Annotated in this window: 20 protein-coding genes; 6 read left to right on the forward strand and 14 right to left on the reverse strand. The window is 70.9% G+C overall.

Translation table 11 applies throughout. The features are described from left to right. Positions 1–5: 5 nt before the first annotated feature. On the reverse strand, positions 6–812 hold the full coding sequence (locus DEJ23_RS01415) for a c-type cytochrome (RefSeq protein ID WP_111238479.1): 807 nt from the start codon (positions 810–812) through the stop codon (positions 6–8). A 21-nt stretch (positions 813–833) separates the two neighbouring features. Next, positions 834–1,472 carry a heme-copper oxidase subunit III gene (locus DEJ23_RS01420; protein WP_058727853.1) on the reverse strand — a complete coding sequence of 213 codons (639 nt, stop codon included), beginning with the start codon at positions 1,470–1,472 and terminating at the stop codon, positions 834–836. 70 nt (positions 1,473–1,542) lie between these two features. Here DEJ23_RS01420 and trpD point away from each other — a divergent pair, with 70 nt between their 5' ends. Next, positions 1,543–2,598, forward strand: coding sequence for an anthranilate phosphoribosyltransferase (trpD, locus tag DEJ23_RS01425; RefSeq protein WP_111238480.1), 1,056 nt, complete (start codon positions 1,543–1,545; stop codon positions 2,596–2,598). Positions 2,599–2,830: 232 nt separating this feature from the next. Here trpD and glpK read toward each other — a convergent pair whose 3' ends face one another. Continuing rightward, positions 2,831–4,342 carry a glycerol kinase GlpK gene (glpK, locus tag DEJ23_RS01430; protein ID WP_111238481.1) on the reverse strand — a complete coding sequence of 504 codons (1,512 nt, stop codon included), beginning with the start codon at positions 4,340–4,342 and terminating at the stop codon, positions 2,831–2,833. 45 nt (positions 4,343–4,387) lie between these two features. Further along, complete coding sequence (locus tag DEJ23_RS01435; protein ID WP_111238482.1) at positions 4,388–5,113, reverse strand: MIP/aquaporin family protein; 726 nt, start codon at positions 5,111–5,113, stop codon at positions 4,388–4,390. 313 nt (positions 5,114–5,426) lie between these two features. Between DEJ23_RS01435 and dhaK the strand changes: the two genes are divergently transcribed. Genes dhaK through dhaM form a run of 3 tightly spaced genes read left to right on the forward strand, consistent with a single transcriptional unit; the run spans position 5,427 to position 7,814 of the window. Next, positions 5,427–6,428, forward strand: coding sequence for a dihydroxyacetone kinase subunit DhaK (dhaK, locus tag DEJ23_RS01440; RefSeq protein WP_111238721.1), 1,002 nt, complete (start codon positions 5,427–5,429; stop codon positions 6,426–6,428). Positions 6,429–6,459: 31 nt separating this feature from the next. After that, on the forward strand, positions 6,460–7,086 hold the full coding sequence (gene dhaL, locus DEJ23_RS01445; RefSeq protein WP_111238483.1) for a dihydroxyacetone kinase subunit DhaL: 627 nt from the start codon (positions 6,460–6,462) through the stop codon (positions 7,084–7,086). Further along, on the forward strand, positions 7,083–7,814 hold the full coding sequence (gene dhaM / locus DEJ23_RS01450; protein ID WP_111238484.1) for a dihydroxyacetone kinase phosphoryl donor subunit DhaM: 732 nt from the start codon (positions 7,083–7,085) through the stop codon (positions 7,812–7,814). The genes dhaL and dhaM overlap by 4 nt, the downstream gene beginning before the upstream one ends. 345 nt (positions 7,815–8,159) lie before the next feature. Here dhaM and DEJ23_RS15575 read toward each other — a convergent pair whose 3' ends face one another. The 4 genes from DEJ23_RS15575 to DEJ23_RS01465 form a co-directional block, all read right to left on the reverse strand. After that, the gene (locus tag DEJ23_RS15575) at positions 8,160–8,324 is read right to left on the reverse strand and encodes a hypothetical protein (RefSeq protein ID WP_181429061.1); all 165 of its coding nucleotides are present in this window, start codon (positions 8,322–8,324) and stop codon (positions 8,160–8,162) included. 118 nt (positions 8,325–8,442) lie between these two features. Beyond that, positions 8,443–8,742 (reverse strand): DUF4190 domain-containing protein, encoded by a 300-nt coding sequence (locus tag DEJ23_RS01455; protein WP_111238485.1) that lies wholly within the window; start codon positions 8,740–8,742, stop codon positions 8,443–8,445. 180 nt (positions 8,743–8,922) lie between these two features. After that, on the reverse strand, positions 8,923–9,378 hold the full coding sequence (locus DEJ23_RS01460) for an NUDIX hydrolase (RefSeq protein WP_111238486.1): 456 nt from the start codon (positions 9,376–9,378) through the stop codon (positions 8,923–8,925). A gap of 24 nt (positions 9,379–9,402) precedes the next feature. After that, the gene (locus tag DEJ23_RS01465; RefSeq protein WP_111238487.1) at positions 9,403–10,164 is read right to left on the reverse strand and encodes an SDR family oxidoreductase; all 762 of its coding nucleotides are present in this window, start codon (positions 10,162–10,164) and stop codon (positions 9,403–9,405) included. A 166-nt stretch (positions 10,165–10,330) separates the two neighbouring features. On the opposite strand from DEJ23_RS01465, the gene DEJ23_RS01470 reads away from it, so the two are divergent. Both DEJ23_RS01470 and DEJ23_RS01475 read left to right on the forward strand, forming a co-directional pair. Next, a complete protein-coding gene (locus tag DEJ23_RS01470) occupies positions 10,331–10,801 on the forward strand; it encodes an NfeD family protein (protein ID WP_258375202.1) in 471 nt (156 codons plus the stop codon). Next, entirely contained in the window at positions 10,798–11,952 is a 1,155-nt protein-coding gene (locus DEJ23_RS01475; RefSeq protein ID WP_111238488.1) for an SPFH domain-containing protein, read from the forward strand. The genes DEJ23_RS01470 and DEJ23_RS01475 overlap by 4 nt, the downstream gene beginning before the upstream one ends. A 65-nt stretch (positions 11,953–12,017) precedes the next feature. Here DEJ23_RS01475 and DEJ23_RS01480 read toward each other — a convergent pair whose 3' ends face one another. The 6 genes from DEJ23_RS01480 to DEJ23_RS01505 all read right to left on the reverse strand — a co-directional run bounded on the left by DEJ23_RS01480 (position 12,018) and on the right by DEJ23_RS01505 (position 19,529). Then, entirely contained in the window at positions 12,018–12,368 is a 351-nt protein-coding gene (locus tag DEJ23_RS01480) for an RNA polymerase-binding protein RbpA (protein ID WP_111238489.1), read from the reverse strand. Between the two features lie 103 nt (positions 12,369–12,471). Then, positions 12,472–14,025: an apolipoprotein N-acyltransferase gene (gene lnt, locus DEJ23_RS01485; RefSeq protein ID WP_258375203.1), complete on the reverse strand. Its 1,554-nt coding sequence runs from the start codon at positions 14,023–14,025 to the stop codon at positions 12,472–12,474. 140 nt (positions 14,026–14,165) lie between these two features. Beyond that, the gene (locus DEJ23_RS01490) at positions 14,166–16,607 is read right to left on the reverse strand and encodes an RNA helicase (RefSeq protein ID WP_111238490.1); all 2,442 of its coding nucleotides are present in this window, start codon (positions 16,605–16,607) and stop codon (positions 14,166–14,168) included. Further along, positions 16,607–17,359 (reverse strand): twin-arginine translocase subunit TatC, encoded by a 753-nt coding sequence (gene tatC / locus DEJ23_RS01495; RefSeq protein WP_111238724.1) that lies wholly within the window; start codon positions 17,357–17,359, stop codon positions 16,607–16,609. The genes DEJ23_RS01490 and tatC overlap by 1 nt, the downstream gene beginning before the upstream one ends. A 165-nt stretch (positions 17,360–17,524) precedes the next feature. After that, positions 17,525–18,496 carry a YafY family protein gene (locus DEJ23_RS01500; RefSeq protein WP_111238725.1) on the reverse strand — a complete coding sequence of 324 codons (972 nt, stop codon included), beginning with the start codon at positions 18,494–18,496 and terminating at the stop codon, positions 17,525–17,527. Further along, positions 18,489–19,529, reverse strand: coding sequence for a YafY family protein (locus DEJ23_RS01505; protein WP_111238491.1), 1,041 nt, complete (start codon positions 19,527–19,529; stop codon positions 18,489–18,491). Before DEJ23_RS01505 ends, DEJ23_RS01500 begins: the two co-directional genes overlap by 8 nt. Between the last annotated feature and the right edge of the window lie 68 nt (positions 19,530–19,597).

The following is a 19,597-nucleotide window of genomic DNA, read 5'->3' on the forward strand; positions in this document are numbered from 1 at the left end:
GACGATCAGTTGGACTTCGCGGTCAGCCAGACGGTCATCGCGACGACCGCGCCGAGTCCGAAGATCCAGATGAACAGACCCTCTGCCACCGGCCCGAGGGAGCCGAGGGCGAACCCGCCCGGCGACTTGTTGTCCTGCACGTACTTCAGGTACGTGATGATGTCGGCCTTCTGCTCCGGCGTCAGGTTCAGGTCGTTGAACACCGGCATGTTCTGCGGGCCAGTGACCATGGCCTCGTAGATGTGCTTGCCGGACACCGTCTGCAGGTTCGGGGCGTACTTGCCCTCGGTCAACGCACCGCCCGCGCCGGCCACGTTGTGGCACATGGCGCAGTTGATGCGGAAGAGCTCCGCACCCTCGGCGGCGTCACCGTTCTCGCCGTTCGTCAGCTCGGCGGAGGGCACGGACGGGCCAGGGCCGAGCGATGCGACGTAGGCGCCCATCGCGTCGACCTGTTCGTCCGTGAACTGCGCCGGCTTCTCCTCGGCCTGGGGACCCTGGGCGGCCATCGGCATGCGCCCGGTGCCGACCTGGAAGTCGACCGAGGCGGCTCCGACGCCGATGAGGGACGGACCCTCGCCGGTGCCCTGGGCGTCGAGACCGTGGCACGTGGCGCAGTTCGAGGCGAAGAGCTTCTCGCCCTCGTTGACCTGCGACTGGCTGGACGCGGCGGAGGTGGTGCTGTCGTCGGCGTTGGCCGTCGAGCTGAACAGCGCGTACGCACCGCCGGTGGTCATGAGACCCACGACGATGAGCGACACGGTCGCCATCGGGGAACGGCGGCCCTTCTTGGACTTGCTTGTGGTGAACATGCGGTGGGGGCTATCCAGTTCCTACTTGAGAAGGTAGATGACGGCGAAGAGGCCGATCCAGACGACGTCGACGAAGTGCCAGTAGTACGACACGACGATCGCGGTGGTCGCTTCCTTGTGACCGAAGTTCTTCGCGGCGAAGCCGCGGCCGAGGGTCAGGAGGAAGGCGATGAGACCACCCGTGACGTGCAGGCCGTGGAAGCCGGTGGTCATGTAGAACGCGGAGCCGTACGCGCTCGACGAGAGCGTCACGCCCTCGTGCCAGAGGTTGGCGTACTCGAAGATCTGACCGCAGACGAAGATCGCGCCCATGCAGTACGTGACGAAGAACCACTCCGTCATGCCCCAGTCCTTCGGGTTCCAGCTCGTGCGGTGCACCTGGAAGCGCTCCGCGGCGAACACCGCGAACTGGCAGGCGAAGCTGGACAGCACCAGGATGATCGTGTTCACCGAGGCGAACGGCACCTCGAGCTTGGCGGTCTCGGTCGCCCAGAGCTCGGGCGAGGTGCTGCGCAGGGTGAAGTAGATCGCGAACAGGCCGGCGAAGAACATGACCTCGCTGCCCAGCCACACGATCGTCCCCACGGCAACGGCGTTCGGCCTGTTCAGGACCGGACCGCTGGCGGATCTGGAGAGAGGGGTGCTAGTCACGTCCTCCATTATGGCCGAAACCGGTGACAGTGTTTTCGCAGGAGACTGGCGGGTCTCTCGAATTCACTACGATCGAGCCATGTCGCTCCCACTCTCCTGGCCTGCAGTGATCAGCGCGCTCATGGCGCGCGAGGACCTCTCGATCAGACAGTCCACCTGGGCCATGGAGGAGATCGTCCAGGGCCGCGCCTCCGCCGCGCAGATCGCCGCCTTCGCCGTGGCGCTGCGGGCGAAGGGTGAGACGGTGGACGAGGTCGTCGGTTTCCGTGACGCCATCCTCGACGCGGCCGTCCCGCTGGACGTGGACCCGATGGCGCTCGACATCGTCGGCACCGGCGGGGACGTCGTCGGCACGGTGAACGTCTCGACCATGGCCGCCATCGTCATCGCCGCCGCGGGTGTGCCGGTCGTCAAGCACGGGAACCGCGCGAGCTCCTCGAAGTCGGGGTCGAGCGACGTGCTCGCCGCCCTCGGCCTCGACCTCACGATGGACGCCGCGCGTGTCGCCGACACCTTCCGGCGTGTCGGCCTCACCTTCGCGTTCGCGAGTGCGTTCCACCCGGGCTTCGCGCACGCGGGTCCGGTCCGTCGTGAGATCGGCGTCCCGACGGTCTTCAACTTCCTCGGCCCGCTCGTGAACCCCGCGCGGTGCGAGGCCAACGCCGTCGGCGTGGCGCAGCTCGAACTCGTCCCGATCATCACGGGCGTGTTCCAGACGCGCGGTGCGACGGCCCTGGTCTTCCGCGGTGACGACGGGCTCGACGAGCTCACCACGACCGGGCACTCCCACATCTGGGAGGTCACCGGTGGCCGCGTGATCGAGCACGACCTCGACCCGCGCGACCTGGGCATCGCCCGCGCCCGGACCGAGGACCTGCTCGGCGGCGACCCGGAGCACAACGCCGGCATCGTGCACCGTGTGCTGGCGGGGGAGACCGGCCCCGTGCGGGACATCGTGCTGCTGAACGCCGCCGCGGGCCTGGTCTCGTTCCGTCTCGCCGAGGACCCGGAGCAGGCCGACCGGCCGATCCTGCAGCGCTTCCGTGAGCAGCTCGTGGTCGCTGCGGACGCGATCGACTCCGGCGCCGCGGCGCAGAAGCTCGCCGACTGGGTGGGCGTCGCCCCCGCGGCCTGAGGCACGTGCGCCGGACGCCGGCGTCGCCACCAGACACCCTCCGCCGCTCGGGACGCCTCCGGATCCGGGGGCGTCTCGTCGTCCCGGGGGAGTCTCGGCGCGCAGCCGGCCTCTCGACGTGCGCGTGGTGCCTCCCGCGCGGGTGCCCCGCGCCCACCGCAACGGCCTGGAGGCGCGGTGCCGGTCCGTGGGACCGGCACCGCGCCTCCAGGCGGTCACCTCGTCGTGGGTGTCAGCGCACGTCCTCGTCGACCCAGTCGAAGGTCTTCGTGACGGCCTTCTTCCAGAGGCGCAGCTGGCGCTCGCGCTCCTCGTCGTCGAGCTGCGGCTCCCAGCGCTGGTCCTCCTGCCAGTTCGCGCGGAGCTCGTCGAGGTTCGCCCAGAACCCGACGGCGAGACCCGCGGCGTAGGCGGCGCCGAGCGCGGTGGTCTCGGCGACCACCGGGCGGACCACCGGCACGTTGAGGATGTCGGCCTGGAACTGCATGAGCTCGCTGTTCGCGGTCATGCCGCCGTCGACCTTGAGCTCCGTCAGGTCCACGCCCGAGTCGGCGTTGACCGCGTCCAGGACCTCGCGGGTCTGGAGTGCGGTCGCCTCGAGGGCGGCGCGGGCGATGTGGCCCTTGTTGACGTAGCGGGTGAGGCCGACGATCGCACCGCGGGCGTCCGGGCGCCAGTACGGCGCGAACAGACCCGAGAACGCCGGCACGAAGTACACGCCGCCGTTGTCCTCGACGGTCTTCGCCAGCGCCTCGACCTCGGGCGCGCTGCCGATCAGGCCGAGGTTGTCGCGGAGCCACTGGATGAGCGAACCCGTGACGGCGATGGAACCCTCGAGGGCGTAGTGCGTCTCCTGGTCGCCGAGCTTGTACCCGACGGTGGTGAGCAGCCCGTTCTCCGACCGGACGATCTCGGTGCCGGTGTTGAAGATGAGGAAGTTACCGGTGCCGTAGGTGTTCTTCGACTCGCCCTGGTCGAACGCCGCCTGGCCGAAGGTCGCGGCCTGCTGGTCGCCGAGGATGCCGGCGATCGGCACCTCGCGGAGCAGGCTCGACGACTCGACCTGGCCGTAGACCTCGGAGGAGCTGACGATCTCCGGGAGCATCGACTTCGGCACCCCGAAGTCGGCGAGGATGTCGTCGCGCCACTCGAGCGTCTCGAGGTCCATGAACAGCGTGCGGGACGCGTTCGTGACGTCGGTCTTGTGGACGCCGCCGTCGACACCGCCCGTCAGGTTCCAGAGCACCCAGGTGTCGGTGGTCCCGAACAGCAGGTCGCCCGCCTCGGCCTTCTCGCGTGCACCCTCGACGTTGTCGAGGATCCAGACGATCTTCGTACCGGCGAAGTAGGTGGCGAGGGGGAGGCCGACGACCGACTTGTACCGGTCGGTGTCGCCGTCGGCGAGCCGGTCGACGATCGCCTGGGTGCGGGTGTCCTGCCAGACGATCGCGTTGTAGACGGCCTTGCCGGTGTTCTTGTCCCAGACCACCGCGGTCTCGCGCTGGTTGGTGATGCCGACCGCCGCGACGTCGTGGCGCGTGATGTCGGCGCGGGACAGGGCCTGGCCGATGACCTCACGGGTGTTGTCCCAGATCTCGGCCGGGTCGTGCTCGACCCATCCGGCACGCGGGAAGATCTGCTCGTGCTCCTTCTGACCGACGGACACGATCGATCCGGAGTGGTCGAAGACGATGGCGCGCGTCGAGGTCGTGCCCTGGTCGATGGCGACGATGTAGTCGGCCAATGGGTCCTCCTTGGGGTTGCGTTCGGTGTGTTCGGGATGCGGTCGTCAGGAGACGACGGGGAGCAGGAAGGTCGAGGCGCCGGCTGCGAGGGCACCGCCGATCAGCGGGCCGACGACCGGGACCCAGGCGTAGGACCAGTCGCTCGAGCCCTTGCCCTTGATCGGCAGGATGGCGTGCGCGATGCGCGGGCCGAGGTCACGGGCCGGGTTGATGGCGTAGCCGGTGGGGCCACCGAGCGAGACGCCGATCGCGATCACGAGGAAGGCGACGGGGACGGCACCGAGCGCGGCCGGGGTCTGACCGTTCGTGAAGGCGAGGACGACGAAGACGAGGACGAAGGTGCCGATGACCTCGGTGACGACGTTCCAGCCGTAGCTGCGGATCGCCGGGCCGGTCGAGAACACGCCGAGCTTCGCGGCAGCGTCGGGCTCCTCGTCGAAGTGCTGCTTGTAGGCGAGCCAGACGATGACGGCACCGATGACCGCGCCGATGAGCTGCGCGAGCCAGTAGAGGAACATCTCGCCGATCGTGATGTTGCCCAGCAGGGCCTGCGCGATCGTCACGGCGGGGTTGAGCTGGCCGCCGGAGCTGTACGAGACGCTGACGCCGGCGAAGACCGCGAAGCCCCAGCCGATGGTGACCATGAGGAACCCGGCGCCGAAGCCCTTCGACTTCGTGAGGGACACGGCGGCGACGACACCGCCACCGAGGATGATGAGCATCGCCGTGCCGACGAGCTCTGACATGAAATTGACGCCGATGCCGTCCATCGGTGACCTCCAGTGCGAGTGGGTGGGGGTCCGGTGGTGCTGCTGCGTCCGGCACTCCCCGTTGAGTGATTGGGGCCGAGCTTAGTGACGCCGATCACCGGCGCGCGATGCGCCGATGAGTGAAGACCACGAAAGTGCACGAACGTGCAGGAGCAGTGTGCGATCGGACATCGAGCGGTGCCGCCACCACGGCATGGTCGTGCACGAACGTGCACCTCAAGCGAACGGCCGGTCGCTGTAGGGTGAACGCACTCCGGTCGACGACGGCGGTGTCGCTCCGCTCGCGTTCGGCCCCGCACCCGTGGAGGTCAGCATGAAGAAGCTCATCAACGATCCGCACGACGTCGTCTCCGAGACCGTGCGCGGGTTCGCCATGGCGCACGAGGGCCACGTCGTCCTTGTCGAGGACCCGATCCACCTCCAGCGCGCGGACGCACCGGTGCAGGGCAAGGTCGGCATCGTCAGCGGCGGCGGCAGCGGGCACGAACCCCTGCACGCCGGCTTCGTCGGGCACGGCATGCTCGACGCAGCCGTTCCCGGTCCGGTCTTCACGAGCCCCACACCCGACCCGATCGTCGCGGCCACGAAGGCGGTCGACGGGGGAGCCGGTGTGCTTCACATCGTCAAGAACTACACGGGTGACGTCCTGAACTTCGAGACCGCCGCTGAACTCGCCGCGATCGACGACGTGCGCGTCGAGGCCGTCGTGGTCGACGACGACGTCGCGGTGCAGGACTCGCTGTACACGGCGGGGCGCCGCGGGGTCGCCGGTACGGTCGTCGTCGAGAAGTGCGCGGGCGCCGCAGCCGAGCGCGGCGACGACCTCGACGCCGTCGCCGCCGTCGCCCGTCGGGTCAACCAGGTCACCCGTTCGATGGGGCTCGCCCTCGGGTCCGGCACGGTGCCCCACGCGGGGGAGGCGTCGTTCACGCTCGCCGACGACGAGGTCGAGCTGGGCATCGGCATCCACGGCGAACCCGGGCGGGAGCGCATCCCGATGGCAGCCGCCGACCGGCTCGTCGACCGCGTGCTCGAGCCGGTGCTCGACGACCTCGACGCGCCGGCGGGTTCGGAGCTGCTGCTGCTCGTGAACGGCATGGGCGGCACCCCGCTGTCCGAGCTGTACATCGTCTACCGGCGCGCCGCCGAGGTGCTCACCGACCGCGGTCACCACGTCGCGCGTAGCCTGGTCGGGGACTACGTGACGTCCCTGGAGATGCCGGGCTTCTCGATCACCGTCACGGTGCTCGACGAGGAGCTCACCGCACTCTGGGACGCACCGGTGGAGACCCCGGCACTGCGCTGGGGCCGTTGACCACCGACCACCATCCAGGAAGGAACACGAATTGGCGCTCGACACCGCATGGGCCATCGACTGGGTGCGCCGCACCGCCGCGACGATCGACGACCACCGCGCCGAGCTCGTCACCCTCGACCGCGAGATCGGTGACGGCGACCACGGCGAGAACCTCGACCGTGGCTTCCGTGCCGTCGTCGAGGCCGTCGAGGCCGGCTCCTTCGACACACCGGGTGCGGTCTTCAAGACCGTGGCGACGAAGCTCATCTCCACCGTCGGCGGCGCGGCCGGCCCGCTGTTCGGGACGGCGTACCTCAAGGCCGCACAGGCCGCCGGGGACGCGGACGAGCTCGACGCCGGGACGCTGGTCGCGGTGCTGACCGCCGCGCGCGACGGCGTGATCTCCCGGGGCAAGGCCGAGGTCGGCGACAAGACCATGGTGGACGCCTGGTCCGCGGCCGTCGACGCCGCGCAGACCGCCGCGGCCGCCGGCGAGTCGCCCGAGCGGGTGCTCGAGGCCGCCGCCGACGCCGCCGTCACCGGCGCCGAGTCCACGGAACCGCTCGTCGCCCGCAAGGGACGCGCGAGCTACCTGGGGGAGCGGGCCGTGGGGCACCGCGACCCCGGTGCGCAGTCGACCGCGTACATCCTGCGGGCCGCGGTGGACGCCGCATGACCGTCGGCATCCTCGTCGTGTCGCACAGCGCGGCGATCGCCACCGGCACCGTCGAGCTCGCCCGCCAGATGGCGGCGGACGTGCCGCTCGTCGCCGCGGGCGGCACCGACGACGGCGGGATCGGCACCTCGTTCGAGGCCGTCACGGACGGGATCGAGGAGCTCTCGTCGGCGGACGCCGTCGTCGTGCTCTGCGACCTCGGGTCCGCCTACCTGACCACCGACACTGCGCTGGACTTCCTCGACGACGAGGCGCGGGCCCGCGTGCACGTCTCGCAGGCGCCGCTCGTCGAGGGAGCGGTCGCCGCGGCGGTCGCCGCCCAGACAGGCGGTGACGTCGACGCCGTCCTCGTCGCCGCAGCCAGCGCCGCAGTGACCGCAGACGACGCGGACGACGCGGACGACGCCTCCCGTCCGGCCGACGAACCGACGGGAGGCGCGGCGGCCGGCGGCAACGCCGACTCCGCTGACGACGCCACCGCCTCGGCGACCGTCGAGCTCGTCAACGAGAGCGGGCTGCACGCTCGGCCGGCAGCCGAGTTCGTGAAGGCGGCCGCGAAGCACGAGGCGCGGGTTCGCGTCAACGGCGTCGACGCGAAGAGTCTGCTCGCGATCATGGCGCTTGCGCTGCCGAAGGGCGCGCACGTCACGATCGAGGCGACCGGTTCCGACGCACAGGACGCCGTCGACACCCTCGTCGAGCTGGTCCGTTCTGGCTTCGGTGAGTGAGCGAGGTCCGAACCGGCGGACGTCTGGTTCTGGCTGAGTTGACATAATATGCATTATCGGCGCTCACTTGTGGTGCTGCAGTGGACCACGACATGGCCACCGTGACGTGCGGCTCCGCTGCGAGTGACACGTCAGCCTGGAGCACACGACGACGGGACGCATCGCGGCACTCGGCTGCGCGGGTCGCGCGCTCCGCCTGCTCCACGACGGAAGCCGGGGTCGTGTTCGCCAGCGCGAACACGACCCCGGCTCCATCGAGCAGTCACGGGCGCTGCGGTCGGACGCCCCCGCCGTACGACTCCTCGGCGCACGCGTCCCGCGACGGTGCGCTCAGGCCACTCAGGATCAGGCCTGCGGGTCCTCGTCGCCCGTCGGGACGTCGTCGGTGTCGACCTCCAGCGCGGCCTGTTCGCGGCCGTCCTCCTCGACGCCGGAGCGGTCCGTGTCCGGCTGCTCGGGAGCATCGGCCTGGGTGGTCTCTTCTGCGGGGTCCGGCTGGCTGTACGTCATGCCGGGGACGCTACTCCCGCCGGGCTGGGACCGTCCGGGGGCGCTGACCGGCACCGCCGGCACGAACGGACGGGAGGCGCGTGGCGATGCCGCCACGCGCCTCCCGTCCGTCGGTCGGTCAGGACTGCGTCAGCAGGACCGCCGTGGCGATGTAGCCGATGATGCCGAGGACGATGCCGATCACGGACAGGATGATGCCCGCGAGCACCATGCCGCGGCTCATGCCACGACGACGGGCGAGGATGCCGAGCACCAGTCCCACCACGCCCGCGATGATGCCGATGATCGCGATGAAGAGGCCGAGAGCGGTACCGATGATGCCGAGTACCAGCGAGCCGACGGCGAGTCCGTTCCCACCGCGCGTCGCGGGGACAGCGCCGTTGTTGTTCGGGGCCGGCGGGTAACCGTTCGTGGACATGGGTCTCCTCGTGTCAGGGGCCGCTGGCACGGTTGCGTGCGGCCGTCCCCACACACGCTATGCGAATCCTGCGAGTTCTGTTCAGGTTCGGTGTGGGCCGACGACCCCGGCGCTTGCGGGCGTCGTCTGCGTTCGCCCCACACGACGAGCGTGGCGGCCATCGGGCCTCGACCGACGGCTTCAGCGGCGGCTGTGGCGACGGACCAGCGCAGGCAGCTCCGCGGGCTCGAAGTCCTCGTTCGTGGCGTCGAGTTCGTCGGCCGTCCACCACCGCGACGCCAGGATGTCTACGTGCTCGTCCTCGGTCCAGCCCGCGTCGGACAGCTCGAACCCGGGCGTGCGGACGACGTAGAACTCGCTGTGACCGCGGTCGTGGTCGGCGAGGTCCCACTCGACGGTGAAGTCCCAGGTCCAGACCGGCTCGCCCGGGTCGTCGATCACGATGCCGGTCTCCTCGCGCAGCTCGCGCACCGCCGCGTCGCGGTGGGACTCCCCCGGGTCGACGCCCCCGCCGGGCGTGATCCATCGGTGGGACCCGTCGGACGACGGCGACCGCGTGTCCATGAGGAACACGCGGTCGGCGGGGTCGAGCAGGATGATCCGGGAGGAACGGCGCAGGCCGGGCTTGGCGGTCACCCGGTCGACGCTACCCGGTGACGGTCAGCTGGTGAAGCCGCTGACGTCGCCGACGAGCTTCGTGTGGTCGGCGGGGATCGGCTCGACCGCGGCGAGGGCGATCTCCGCCGCGAACTCGGACACGCTGTAGAGCTTGCCGACCTCCTGCCGACGGCCCTCGATCGCACCCGGGTTGAGTCGGTTGAGCAGCGTGGCGGTGATCGTGCCCTCGATCATGTCGCCCGAGACGACGACGAACTCGATGCCGGCGGCGTCGAGCTGCGGGATCAGCTCGCGCAGGGCGAGCTCACCGGCTCGCTTGCTCTTCGCGACCGGCACGTACTCGTCCATCGTCTCGGCGGTCTCGACGAAGTGGGCCTGGTGGCTCGTCACGAAGACCACACGGGAGCCGGCCGGCATGTGCGGCACGGCGGTCTGGAGCATGTCGACCTGGGCGTCGCGGTTCAGGCGGAGGGCGTAGTCCTCGCCGACGCCGGACTCCATGCCGCCCGACGCGTTGAGGACGAGCAGGTCGATGCCGCCCCACTCGGCGACGACGGTGTCGACCATGGCCTGCACGGAGTCGTGGTCGGTGAGGTCGGCACCCACGGCGAGGGCGGAGCCGCCGGCCGCGACGACCTTCTCGGCGATCTGCTCCGCGCGCTTGGCCTTGTTGCGGTAGTTCACGACGACCTTCGCGCCGGCCTCCGCCAGGTAGCCGACGGTGTCGGCGCCGATGCCGCGCGAGGAGCCCGTCACGAGGGCGCGCTTGTCGGCGAGGGATCCGGGGGCGATGGGGTTGCTCACAGTCGTGTTCTCCAGGTCGCTGCTTCGGCCGGTCGGCCGCGCACGAGCCTACCAACCGCCGGCGCTGGTCCGGGCGGACCCGGGCCCGATCCGATATGTTGAACGGAGTTGGACCGGCCGTCGCGACGCTGCACGCCGGAGCGCGCGACCGAGGGAGGGAGATCGCGTGAACATCGACTGGATCCAGACCGTCGTCTGGGTCGGACTCACACTGCTGCTGGGTGTGGTCGAGGTCTTCACCCTCGACTTCATCTTCCTGATGCTCGCGGCTGGTGCCGCCGGTGGCCTGGTCGCCGCCCTGGTCGGCGCCCCCTGGTGGCTCTCCGCCATCGTCGCCGCACTCCTGGCGCTGTTGCTGCTCTCGGTGGTCCGACCCCGCCTGCTCGTGGCGCTCGGGCGCGGTGCCGACCCGCACCGCACGAACGTCGAGGGGCTGATCGGACTGCGCGGCACCGTCGCCGTCGCCTTCACCCCGTCGTCGCCCGGCCAGGTCCGCCTCGCGAACGGTGAGACCTGGAGCGCCCGGCTCGCCGCGGACTCCCCCGACCGCACACCGCCGCTCGGCACCCCCGTGGTCGTCGAGTCGATCGAGGGGTCGACCGCCGTCGTCCGCCTCGGAGAAAGGGCCACCTCGTGACCATCTCAGCAGGGACGATCGCACTGATCGTCCTCGTCCTCGTCGTCGTGATCTTCGTGATCGTCGTCCTGTCCCGTGCGATCCGCATCGTGCCGCAGGCCTCGGCCGGCATAGTCGAACGACTGGGCAAGTACCACAAGACGCTCAACCCGGGCCTGAACCTCCTGGTGCCGTTCATCGACCGTCTCCGGCCGCTCATCGACATGCGCGAGCAGGTCGTCTCGTTCCCGCCGCAGCCGGTGATCACCGAGGACAACCTCGTCGTCTCGATCGACACGGTCGTCTACTTCCAGGTGACCGACGCCCGCGCCGCGACGTACGAGATCGCGAACTACCTCGGGGCCGTCGAGCAACTGACCACGACCACGCTCCGCAACGTGGTCGGTGGCCTGAACCTCGAGGAGGCCCTCACCAGCCGGGACAACATCAACGGGCAGCTCCGCGTCGTCCTCGACGAGGCGACCGGCAAGTGGGGCATCCGTGTCGGCCGTGTCGAGCTCAAGGCCATCGAGCCGCCCGTGTCCATCCAGGACGCGATGGAGCAGCAGCTCCGCGCGGAGCGCAACCGCCGAGCCGCGATCCTGCAGGCCGAGGGCACCAAGCAGTCGCAGATCCTCGAGGCCGAGGGCCAGCGGCAGGCAGCCATCCTGGCGGCGGAGGGCGACGCCAAGGCGCAGGTCCTCCGCGCCGAGGGCGAGGCCCAGGCCATCGCGACGGTCTTCGACGCGATCCACACGGGCGACCCGGACGACAAGCTACTCTCGTACCAGTACCTGCAGACCCTGCCGAAGATCGCCGAGGGCACCGCGAACAAGCTCTGGATGATCCCGAGCGAGTTCACGGAGGCACTCTCCGGCATCGCGAAGGGCTTCACCGGCGGCCGCTCGGGTAGCGGTCCGGTCGCGGGGGCGGGCGGCGGCTCCGACTTCCTGTCGCGGATCTCGAAGCTCGCGAACGAGAGCCTCGCGAACACCGCGACGGCTGACGGCGCCGCCGCGGCGAACCCCCGCCCCGAGGCCACCGCGGCGGACATCGTGCCGGACGCCGCCCTCGACGAACGGCTCGCCGAGTCGAACCGCAGCGTCGATGCCCACCTCGCCGCTGCGGACGAGGCGTCGCAGTCCGCACTGGGCGACGAGCGCCAGCAGTAGCTGCACGAACGCGACGACGCCCGTCCCGGTCTCCCGGGGCGGGCGTCGTCGTCTGTGTGTGGTGCCTAGGCGCCGCGTCGTGCGCGGAGGAACTGCAGCCGTTCCTGCAGCAACTCCTCCAGCTCCTCGCGGGACCGCCGCTCGAGCAGCATGTCCCAGTGGGTCCTCGGCGCCTTGACGTCCTCGGCAGCGACCTCGACGGGGACACCGTCGTCGCCGAGCAGTCGTCCTTCGCGTCCGGTCCGGGGCTGGGACCACGTCTGTGGGACGTCCGCCTCGGCGGAGAAGACGACGTCGAACGTCTCCCCCGACTCGGTCTGGTAGACCGCGCGCTTCCGGTCGGAGAGCTCGACGCCCTCCTCGCTCTGGAGACTCTGGCTCCCGAGCCGCATGCCGCGGAGACTCCGATCAGCCATGTGTGTGCTCCTCTCGCTCGTCTGCCTCCTCAACACTGTCCCACTGCCCATCCATCCCGATGGGGCGCATTCACAGACCGTTCCCAGTGGGCGGTGGCGGTGTTCAGGAAGCGCGAGGGAGCGGGCGCACAGGGCGCCCCCAGGGGGCGCAGGCGAGCAACACGAGGAGCCCGCCGAGCGAGACCAGCAGCGTCACCGACCCCGAGAGGATCGTCGCCGGGGTCGTGCCGGTGCCGAGCGGGACGTCCGTGACCATCGACGTCGCCGTGTACGCGGGGATGCGGTCGATCGTCCGACCGGTCGGGTCGATCACCTGCGAGGCGCCGACGGTCGAGATGTTGACCAGCGAGCGACCGGTCTCGACCGCGCGCAACCGGGCGATCTCGAGCTGCTGCAGGTTCTCGTCGGTCCCGGAGAAGTCGGCGTTGTTCGTCTGCGCCAGGATCACCTGGGCGCCGCCCCGGGCCATGTCCGCCGTGAGCCCGTCGTCCACGATGTCGAAGCACACGGCGATGCCGGCCCGGACCCCGGCGACGTCGAGCACGTTCGGCTTGGTCCCGGGCGTGTAGTCGCGCTGGAGCAGCCCGATCAGGGACGGCGCGAGCTTCGAGAAGAACCAGCGGTCGGGGACGTACTCGCCGAACGGCACCGGCCGCTTCTTGTCGTACGACGACTGCCACCCGTCGGCCGTCCAGACGAACGAGGTGTTGTGCAGGACGCCGGACGACGTCTGCGTGATCGCCCCGCCGATGAGCGGCGCCCCGACGGAGTCGACGACCGAGTCGAGCGCGTCCGCGATCACCGGCTGCCGACGCGGGTCGTACTCGGCGGAACCCTCCGGCCAGACCACGAGGTCGACGCCGCGGGCCTCGACGTCGGTGGCGGCGACCTGGGCGTTCAGCACCTCGCCCGGCTGCGCGCCGTCGAAGTACCCGGCGGGACCGTTGCCCTGCACGGCCTCGACACGGATCGTGCCGTCGATCCGCGTCGGCCAGGCGGGGACCGCGAGCACCGCGGCGACGAGGATCCCCGCGGTCGCGACGCGCACCGGCATCTGGAGGACGGCGCCGGGTGCCCGCGGGACCACGAGGGCGAGGGACACCACCACCGCGACGCAGTAGACCACGACGAAGCTGACGCCGAGGACGCCGACGTACGCCGCCAGGTGCGTGAACGGCCCCTGCGACTGCGACAGACCGACCCGTCCCCACGCGAACCCCTCGTACGGCCAGCTCCCCGAGAACCACTCGCGCCCGGTCCACAGCCCGGCGACCACGGCCGGGAGGCCCCACACCCGACACGCGGTCGTGGGCAGCACGCGCGCGACCCAGCGGTAGGCCAGGGCGATCGCCACGCTGCCGAGGGCGAAGTACACGGCTTCGAAGAGCGCGAGCGCCAGCCACGGGACCGGCCCCAGGTAACGACCGGCCCACGAGATCGCGGGCAGCCAGAACGCTGCCCCGGCGACGTACCCGAGCCATGCGGCACGGCGTGCACGCTGCCCCATCGCGGCGAGCAGCATGCACGCCATCGCCGGGTAGGCGAGGAACCACCAGCCCGGCGACGGGAACGACAGGGCGAAGAGCAACCCGCCGACGACGGCGAGCGGGAGGGCGGTGCGGAGCGGCAACGCGGCGAACTCGGACGCGCCCGTCACCGGCCCCTGTGCAGACGTCAGGCGTCGACCGCCGCGGTCCGATCGCCCGTCACGACCGGTCGCAGGACGCTGCGCGGACGCGACGTCGCGACCGCGCGACGAACGCACCGCTGCACCGGGGACCGACACCGTGCCTCCCGTCAGACCGTCGCGTAGGCGACGATGCCGCGGCGTACCGCGTCCGTCGCCCGACGGGCGGTCTGGGCGAGCTCGTCGTCACCGGCGTTCCGGATCTGGTCGAGCAGGTCGATCACCTGCTTCGACCACCGCACGAAGTCGCCGGCGGGCATGTCGAGCGTGCGGAGCACGTCGTCGAGCGCCGTCCCGGACGCCCACCGGAACATGCCGACGGACATCGCCGGGGTCGGCGGCTGCGAGCCGGCGAGGCGGGCGTCCCGCTCGATGTCGTCGAGCCGGGCCCAGATCGTCAGCGTCTCGTCGAGCGCCGGGCGGAACGCGCCCCGCGGCAGGGCGTGCTCGGTGCCGGGCGCGTCCTCGCGTCGGGGCTGGTAGACGATCGTGGCGGCCATCGCGGCGAGCTGCGCGGGCGTGAGGTCCTTCCAGACCCCGGCCTCGAGGCACTCGGCGACGAGCAGGTCGCGCTCCCCGTAGATGCGCTGCAGGCGGCGACCGCCAGCGGCCACCGTCGCCTCGTCGTCACCCGTCGCGACGAGGTAGCCGAGTTGCAGCAGCACGTCCGTGACACGGTCGAACGTCGTCGCGACGGCGCCCGTGCGGGACCGGATCTGCTGCACGAGCTTGTCGTTGGCCCGCTTGAGCTTGTACCAGCGCTCCGCCCAGCGCGCGTGCGCCTCGCGGTCGGGGCAGGCGTGGCAGGGGTGCCGCTGCATCTGCCGACGGACCTCGGTGATCGCGGCCTGTCGCTCCTGACGCGCTCCGTGGGACGCCTCGCGGCCGCCGGGCACGTTCGTCCGCTCCAGGTCCGAGAGCCGACGACGGAGGGCCGCGTACTCGGTGAAGTCGCCGAGGTGGCACTCCATCGCGCGCTGGTAGCCGTCGAGCGACTCCTGCTGCGACCGCACCTTGCGGGCCAGGTCGACGACCGAGCGGTCCGCCTGGAACTGCGCGAACGACGTCTCCAAAACCTCGCGCGTGCGCTGCCGGCCGAACTGCTCGATGAGGTTCACGGCCATGTTGTAGGTCGGCTTGAACGAGGAGTTGAGCGGGTACGTGCGACGGCTCGCCAGCGACGCGACCGCCTGCGGGTCGAGCCCGTCGGACCACTGGATGACGGAGTGGCCCTCGACGTCGATGCCGCGACGGCCGGCGCGGCCGGTGAGCTGCGTGTACTCCCCCGGCGTGATCGGCACCCGCGCCTCGCCGTTGAACTTCTCGAGCTTCTCGAGCACGACCGTCCGCGCCGGCATGTTCACGCCCAGCGCCAGCGTCTCGGTCGCGAAGACGACCTTGAGGAGCTTGCGCTGGAAGAGGTCCTCGACGACCTCCTTGAAGGCCGGCAGGAGTCCGGCGTGGTGGGCGGCGACGCCGCGCTCGAGTCCTTCGAGCCACTCCCAGTAGCCGAGGACGGCGAGGTCCTCGTCGAGCAGGGTGCGGCAGTGGTACTCCGCGGTCTCGCGGATCTCGTTGCGCTCGTCGGCCGTCGTCAGCGAGATGCCCGAGCGCAGGACCTGGCGGACACCCTGGTCGCACCCGTTCCGGCTGAACACGAAGAAGATCGCCGGCAGGAGCATCCGCTCGTCGAGCACCTTGGCGATCTGCTCGCGGTACATCTTCTCGGTGCGCGGGCCGCGCCGCTCCGGGTAGCCACCGCGGCCGCGGCGCCCGCGGTGTCCGCCGCCGTGCCGTTCACTCCGCGAGGCGCCACCGACGAGCCGGAGCAGCTCCGGGTTGACGCGGTTCGTCGCCGCGGCGCCGCTCGAGTCGAACAGGTCGACCATCTTCGACCCGACGAGCACGTGCTGCTCGAGGGGGACCGGGCGGTCCTCGGACACGATCACGTCCGTGTCGCCACGGACGGTCTGGAGCCAGTCGCCGAACTCCTCGGCGTTCGACACCGTCGCGCTGAGCGAGACGAGCCGGACCTCGGTCGGCAGGTGCAGGATGACCTCTTCCCACACGGCCCCACGGAAGCGGTCGGCCAGGTAGTGCACCTCGTCCAGCACGACCCACGCCAGGTCGTCGAGCAGATCCGAGTCCGCGTAGATCATGTTGCGCAGGACCTCGGTGGTCATCACGACGACGCGGGCTCGCGGGTTGACGTTCGTGTCGCCGGTGAGCAGCCCCACCTCGGACTCGCCGTAGTCGGCCACCAGCTCGTTGTACTTCTGGTTGCTCAACGCCTTCATCGGCGTCGTGTAGAAGACCTTCGCGGTGGGCTGGCGCATGGCGAGCCAGATGGCGAACTCCGCGACGATCGTCTTGCCGGCGCCGGTCGGTGCCGCCACCAGGACGCTGCGGCCCTGGTCGAGCGCGTCGCACGCGGCGATCTGGAAGGGGTCGAGGTCGAACCGCAGGTCGGAGCGGAACAGCTCGAGGTTGCGCGAGCGGTTGCGGACCTTCGCGGCCTGGAACCGCTCCGCGGCACTGGGGACGGTCGCCATCAGAGTCCGTACTCCTCGTCGAGCTTCGCCTGGCGCTTGGCGACGCGGCGGTCGTGCAGCCACGTGACCGCGCAGGCCGCCAGGTAGAGCACCACCATCGGGATCGCGAGCAGGAACATCGAGATGACGTCCGCCGACGGGGTCACGATGGCGCAGAAGACCATGATGCAGAGGATCGCCACGCGCCACGACCTGATGATCGAGCTCGCCGACAGCACGCCGACGAAGTTGAGCAGCACGAGGAACACCGGCAGCACGAACGCGATGCCGACGGCGACGATGAGCTTGATGACGAAGTCGTAGTACGCCTTCGCGTCGACGATCGAGGTGTCCTGGGTCGAGACGAAGCTGCCGAGGATCCCGACGACGTGGGGCAGGATGTACCAACCGAACCAGCACCCGGCGAAGAACAGCGGGATCGCGGTGCCGAGGAAGCCGAACACGTACTGCTTCTCACGCCGCACGAGCGCGGGAACGATGAACGCCCAGACCTGGTAGAGCCAGACCGGGCTCGAGATGACGATGCCGATGGTGATCGCGATCTGCAGCTTGAGGTCGAAGGCCCCGGTGATCATCGGGAAGTTGAGCTCGGCGGTGTGCCCACCGACCTCGGCCAGCTGCGTGACGGGCTGACGCAGGGCGTCGAGCACGAACGGGGTGAGGAACCAGCCGCCGACCGCGCAGACCACGACCGCGAGGACCGCCTTGAAGAGGCGGTTGCGCAGCTCGATGAGGTGCTGCCCGAGCGACATGCGGCCTTCGGTGTCCTTCTTCGGACGCCCGGGCCGCTTCGCCCGTCCGCTCGCGGTCGTCGAAGCCATGGACCGATCCTACGGGACCCGGACCGACAGTCGGCCCCGAGGCCGCGGACCCACAGCGCGTGTGCTGGCCGGGAGGCGCGGTGCGGGCCCGCCCCGCTACTCGCCGGCGAGGGCCGCCTCGGCGAAGGCCCGCACGGCGGCGCGCGCCTCCGGCGGGTCGAGCACGACCGCGCGACCGGGCAGCCCGGCCACGAGGCGCACGACGCCGTCGAAGCCGTTCGACGCGGCGAGGCGGATGCGCACCCGGCCGTCGGCGTCCTCGGCGTCGGCGGTGTCGGCCAGGTAGTCGGCCACGAGCGGCAGCGACGAGCAGTCGAGCTCGACCGTCACGATGACGTCCCCGCCCGACTGCTGGAACAGCGTGTCCGGGATGACGACGTCGTCGATGGACTTCTCGGCGGGACGGTCGTCGACGCGGACGTTCGACATCCGGTCGAGCCGGAACGTCCGGAGCGCCTGACGGTCGAGGTCCCACGCACGCAGGTACCAGTCGGTGTCGATCGACTCGACGCGCAGCGGGTCCACCCGGCGGGTGCCGCCCCGCGTGCGCGGTCCGGCGTACTCGAACGCGAGGCCGCGGCCGTCGGCGACCGCCCTGCGGATGGTGGTCAGCGCGGCGTCGTGCAGGTCCTGTCCGACGGCGACGTTCGACGCCGCTCCCCCGGCACCGCGGGAGAGCTTCGCCATCAGGGCGCGGATCGCGTCGCGGTCGGCGGCCTCGGGCAGCGCCGAGAGGTACTGCAGACCGGCGATGAGGGCCGAGGCCTCCCGTGCGGAGAGCCGTGGCGAGTCGTCGATCGCGACGAGGTTCGTGAGGACGATCATGTCGTTCTGCTCGAAGTCGTCCCAGGCGATGTCGAACAGGTCGCCGTGCTGGTACTGCATCGTCTCGCCCGGCACACCCGACACCGCGATGAGCTCGACCGCCCGGCGGATGCGCTGCTCGGACACGCCGAAGTGCCGCGCCGCCTCGGCCACCGAGACGCGCTCGTGGTCGATGAGGTACGGCACGAGGACGAGCAGGAACGCGAGCTTGTCCTGTGCCTGGAGCGGTTGCTGGTCAGCCACGGGCAGCTCCGGCGGTGTCGGTGTGGTCGGCGACGAGCGCACGCAGGCGGGCGACGACCCGGTCGCGCAGCGCCGCGGGCTCGAGCACCCGGACCTCGGGACCGAAGGCCGCGAGGTCCTCGGCCAGGATGTGCGGATCGACGTGGTGCACGACGAGCACGCCGTCGGCGTCGACCTCGGTGCCGCGTCGACGCTGCAGGCGGCGCTCGGCGTCGGATCCCGGCTCCACGGCGATGCGGGCGGTGCGCTCGGACCAGACGCGGTCGAGCTCGGCCAGCGCGCGCTCGGCGGCGCCGGCCGGCGCGGGGTGCTGGCCGACCTCGTACACGGACACCGGTCCGACGATGCGGGAGAGCAGGTAGTTCTTCGTGCCGCCGGTGGAGAACTCGTCCGCGGTGAGCATCCAGCGCCCGCCGTGCTGGACGAGCGCGAGCGGTGCGAGCTCCCGCCGACGGGGCTCGTGCTCCCCCGGCGTGATGTAGTCGAAGCGCACCGCCGCCGCGCGGTCGAGCGCCGAGCGCAGGGGCTCGAAGGCGGCGTCGCGTGCTCGGAGGCGCGGGGCGTACGCGGCCATCCCGGTGGGGTTCTGCCCCGGGGTCGCCTCGGCGTCCTCGGAACCGGCCGAGCGCACCTTGAGCAGGGCTCGCCGCGAGTCCGTGGACAGTGCCCCCTCGCGCCACGCCATCGCCGCGAGCGAGAGCAACGCCGACTCGTCCGGGGTGAACCGGACGTCGAGGGGCAGGTCGTACTCGCCCTTCGGGATCCGGTACCGGAGCGTCTGGTTGTTGCCGGCGGACCCGGGCGTCTCGATCGTCTCGAGGGGGATGCCGAGCTCGCGGACGTCGTCCTTGTCGCGCTCGAACTGCCGCTCCAACGAGGCGTTGTCGCCGCCGGGTGCGTACCGCTGCCGGTAGCCCTGGACGTTGGCCAGGATCTCCGCCTTGGTCAGGCCCGACTCCGTCGAGAGCAGCGCGAGCACGAGGCTGAAGAGCCGCTCCTCGGCGGGTACGCGGGGAGCTCTGGTGGCTGGCACGAGCCCGATCCTACGGCAGCGCGGGTGCGCCGGAGTGCACCCGCGCCGCGGTCGGTGGACGGTCGGTC

This window comes from Curtobacterium sp. MCSS17_008, from assembly GCF_003234185.1.
Lineage (GTDB): Bacteria > Actinomycetota > Actinomycetes > Actinomycetales > Microbacteriaceae > Curtobacterium.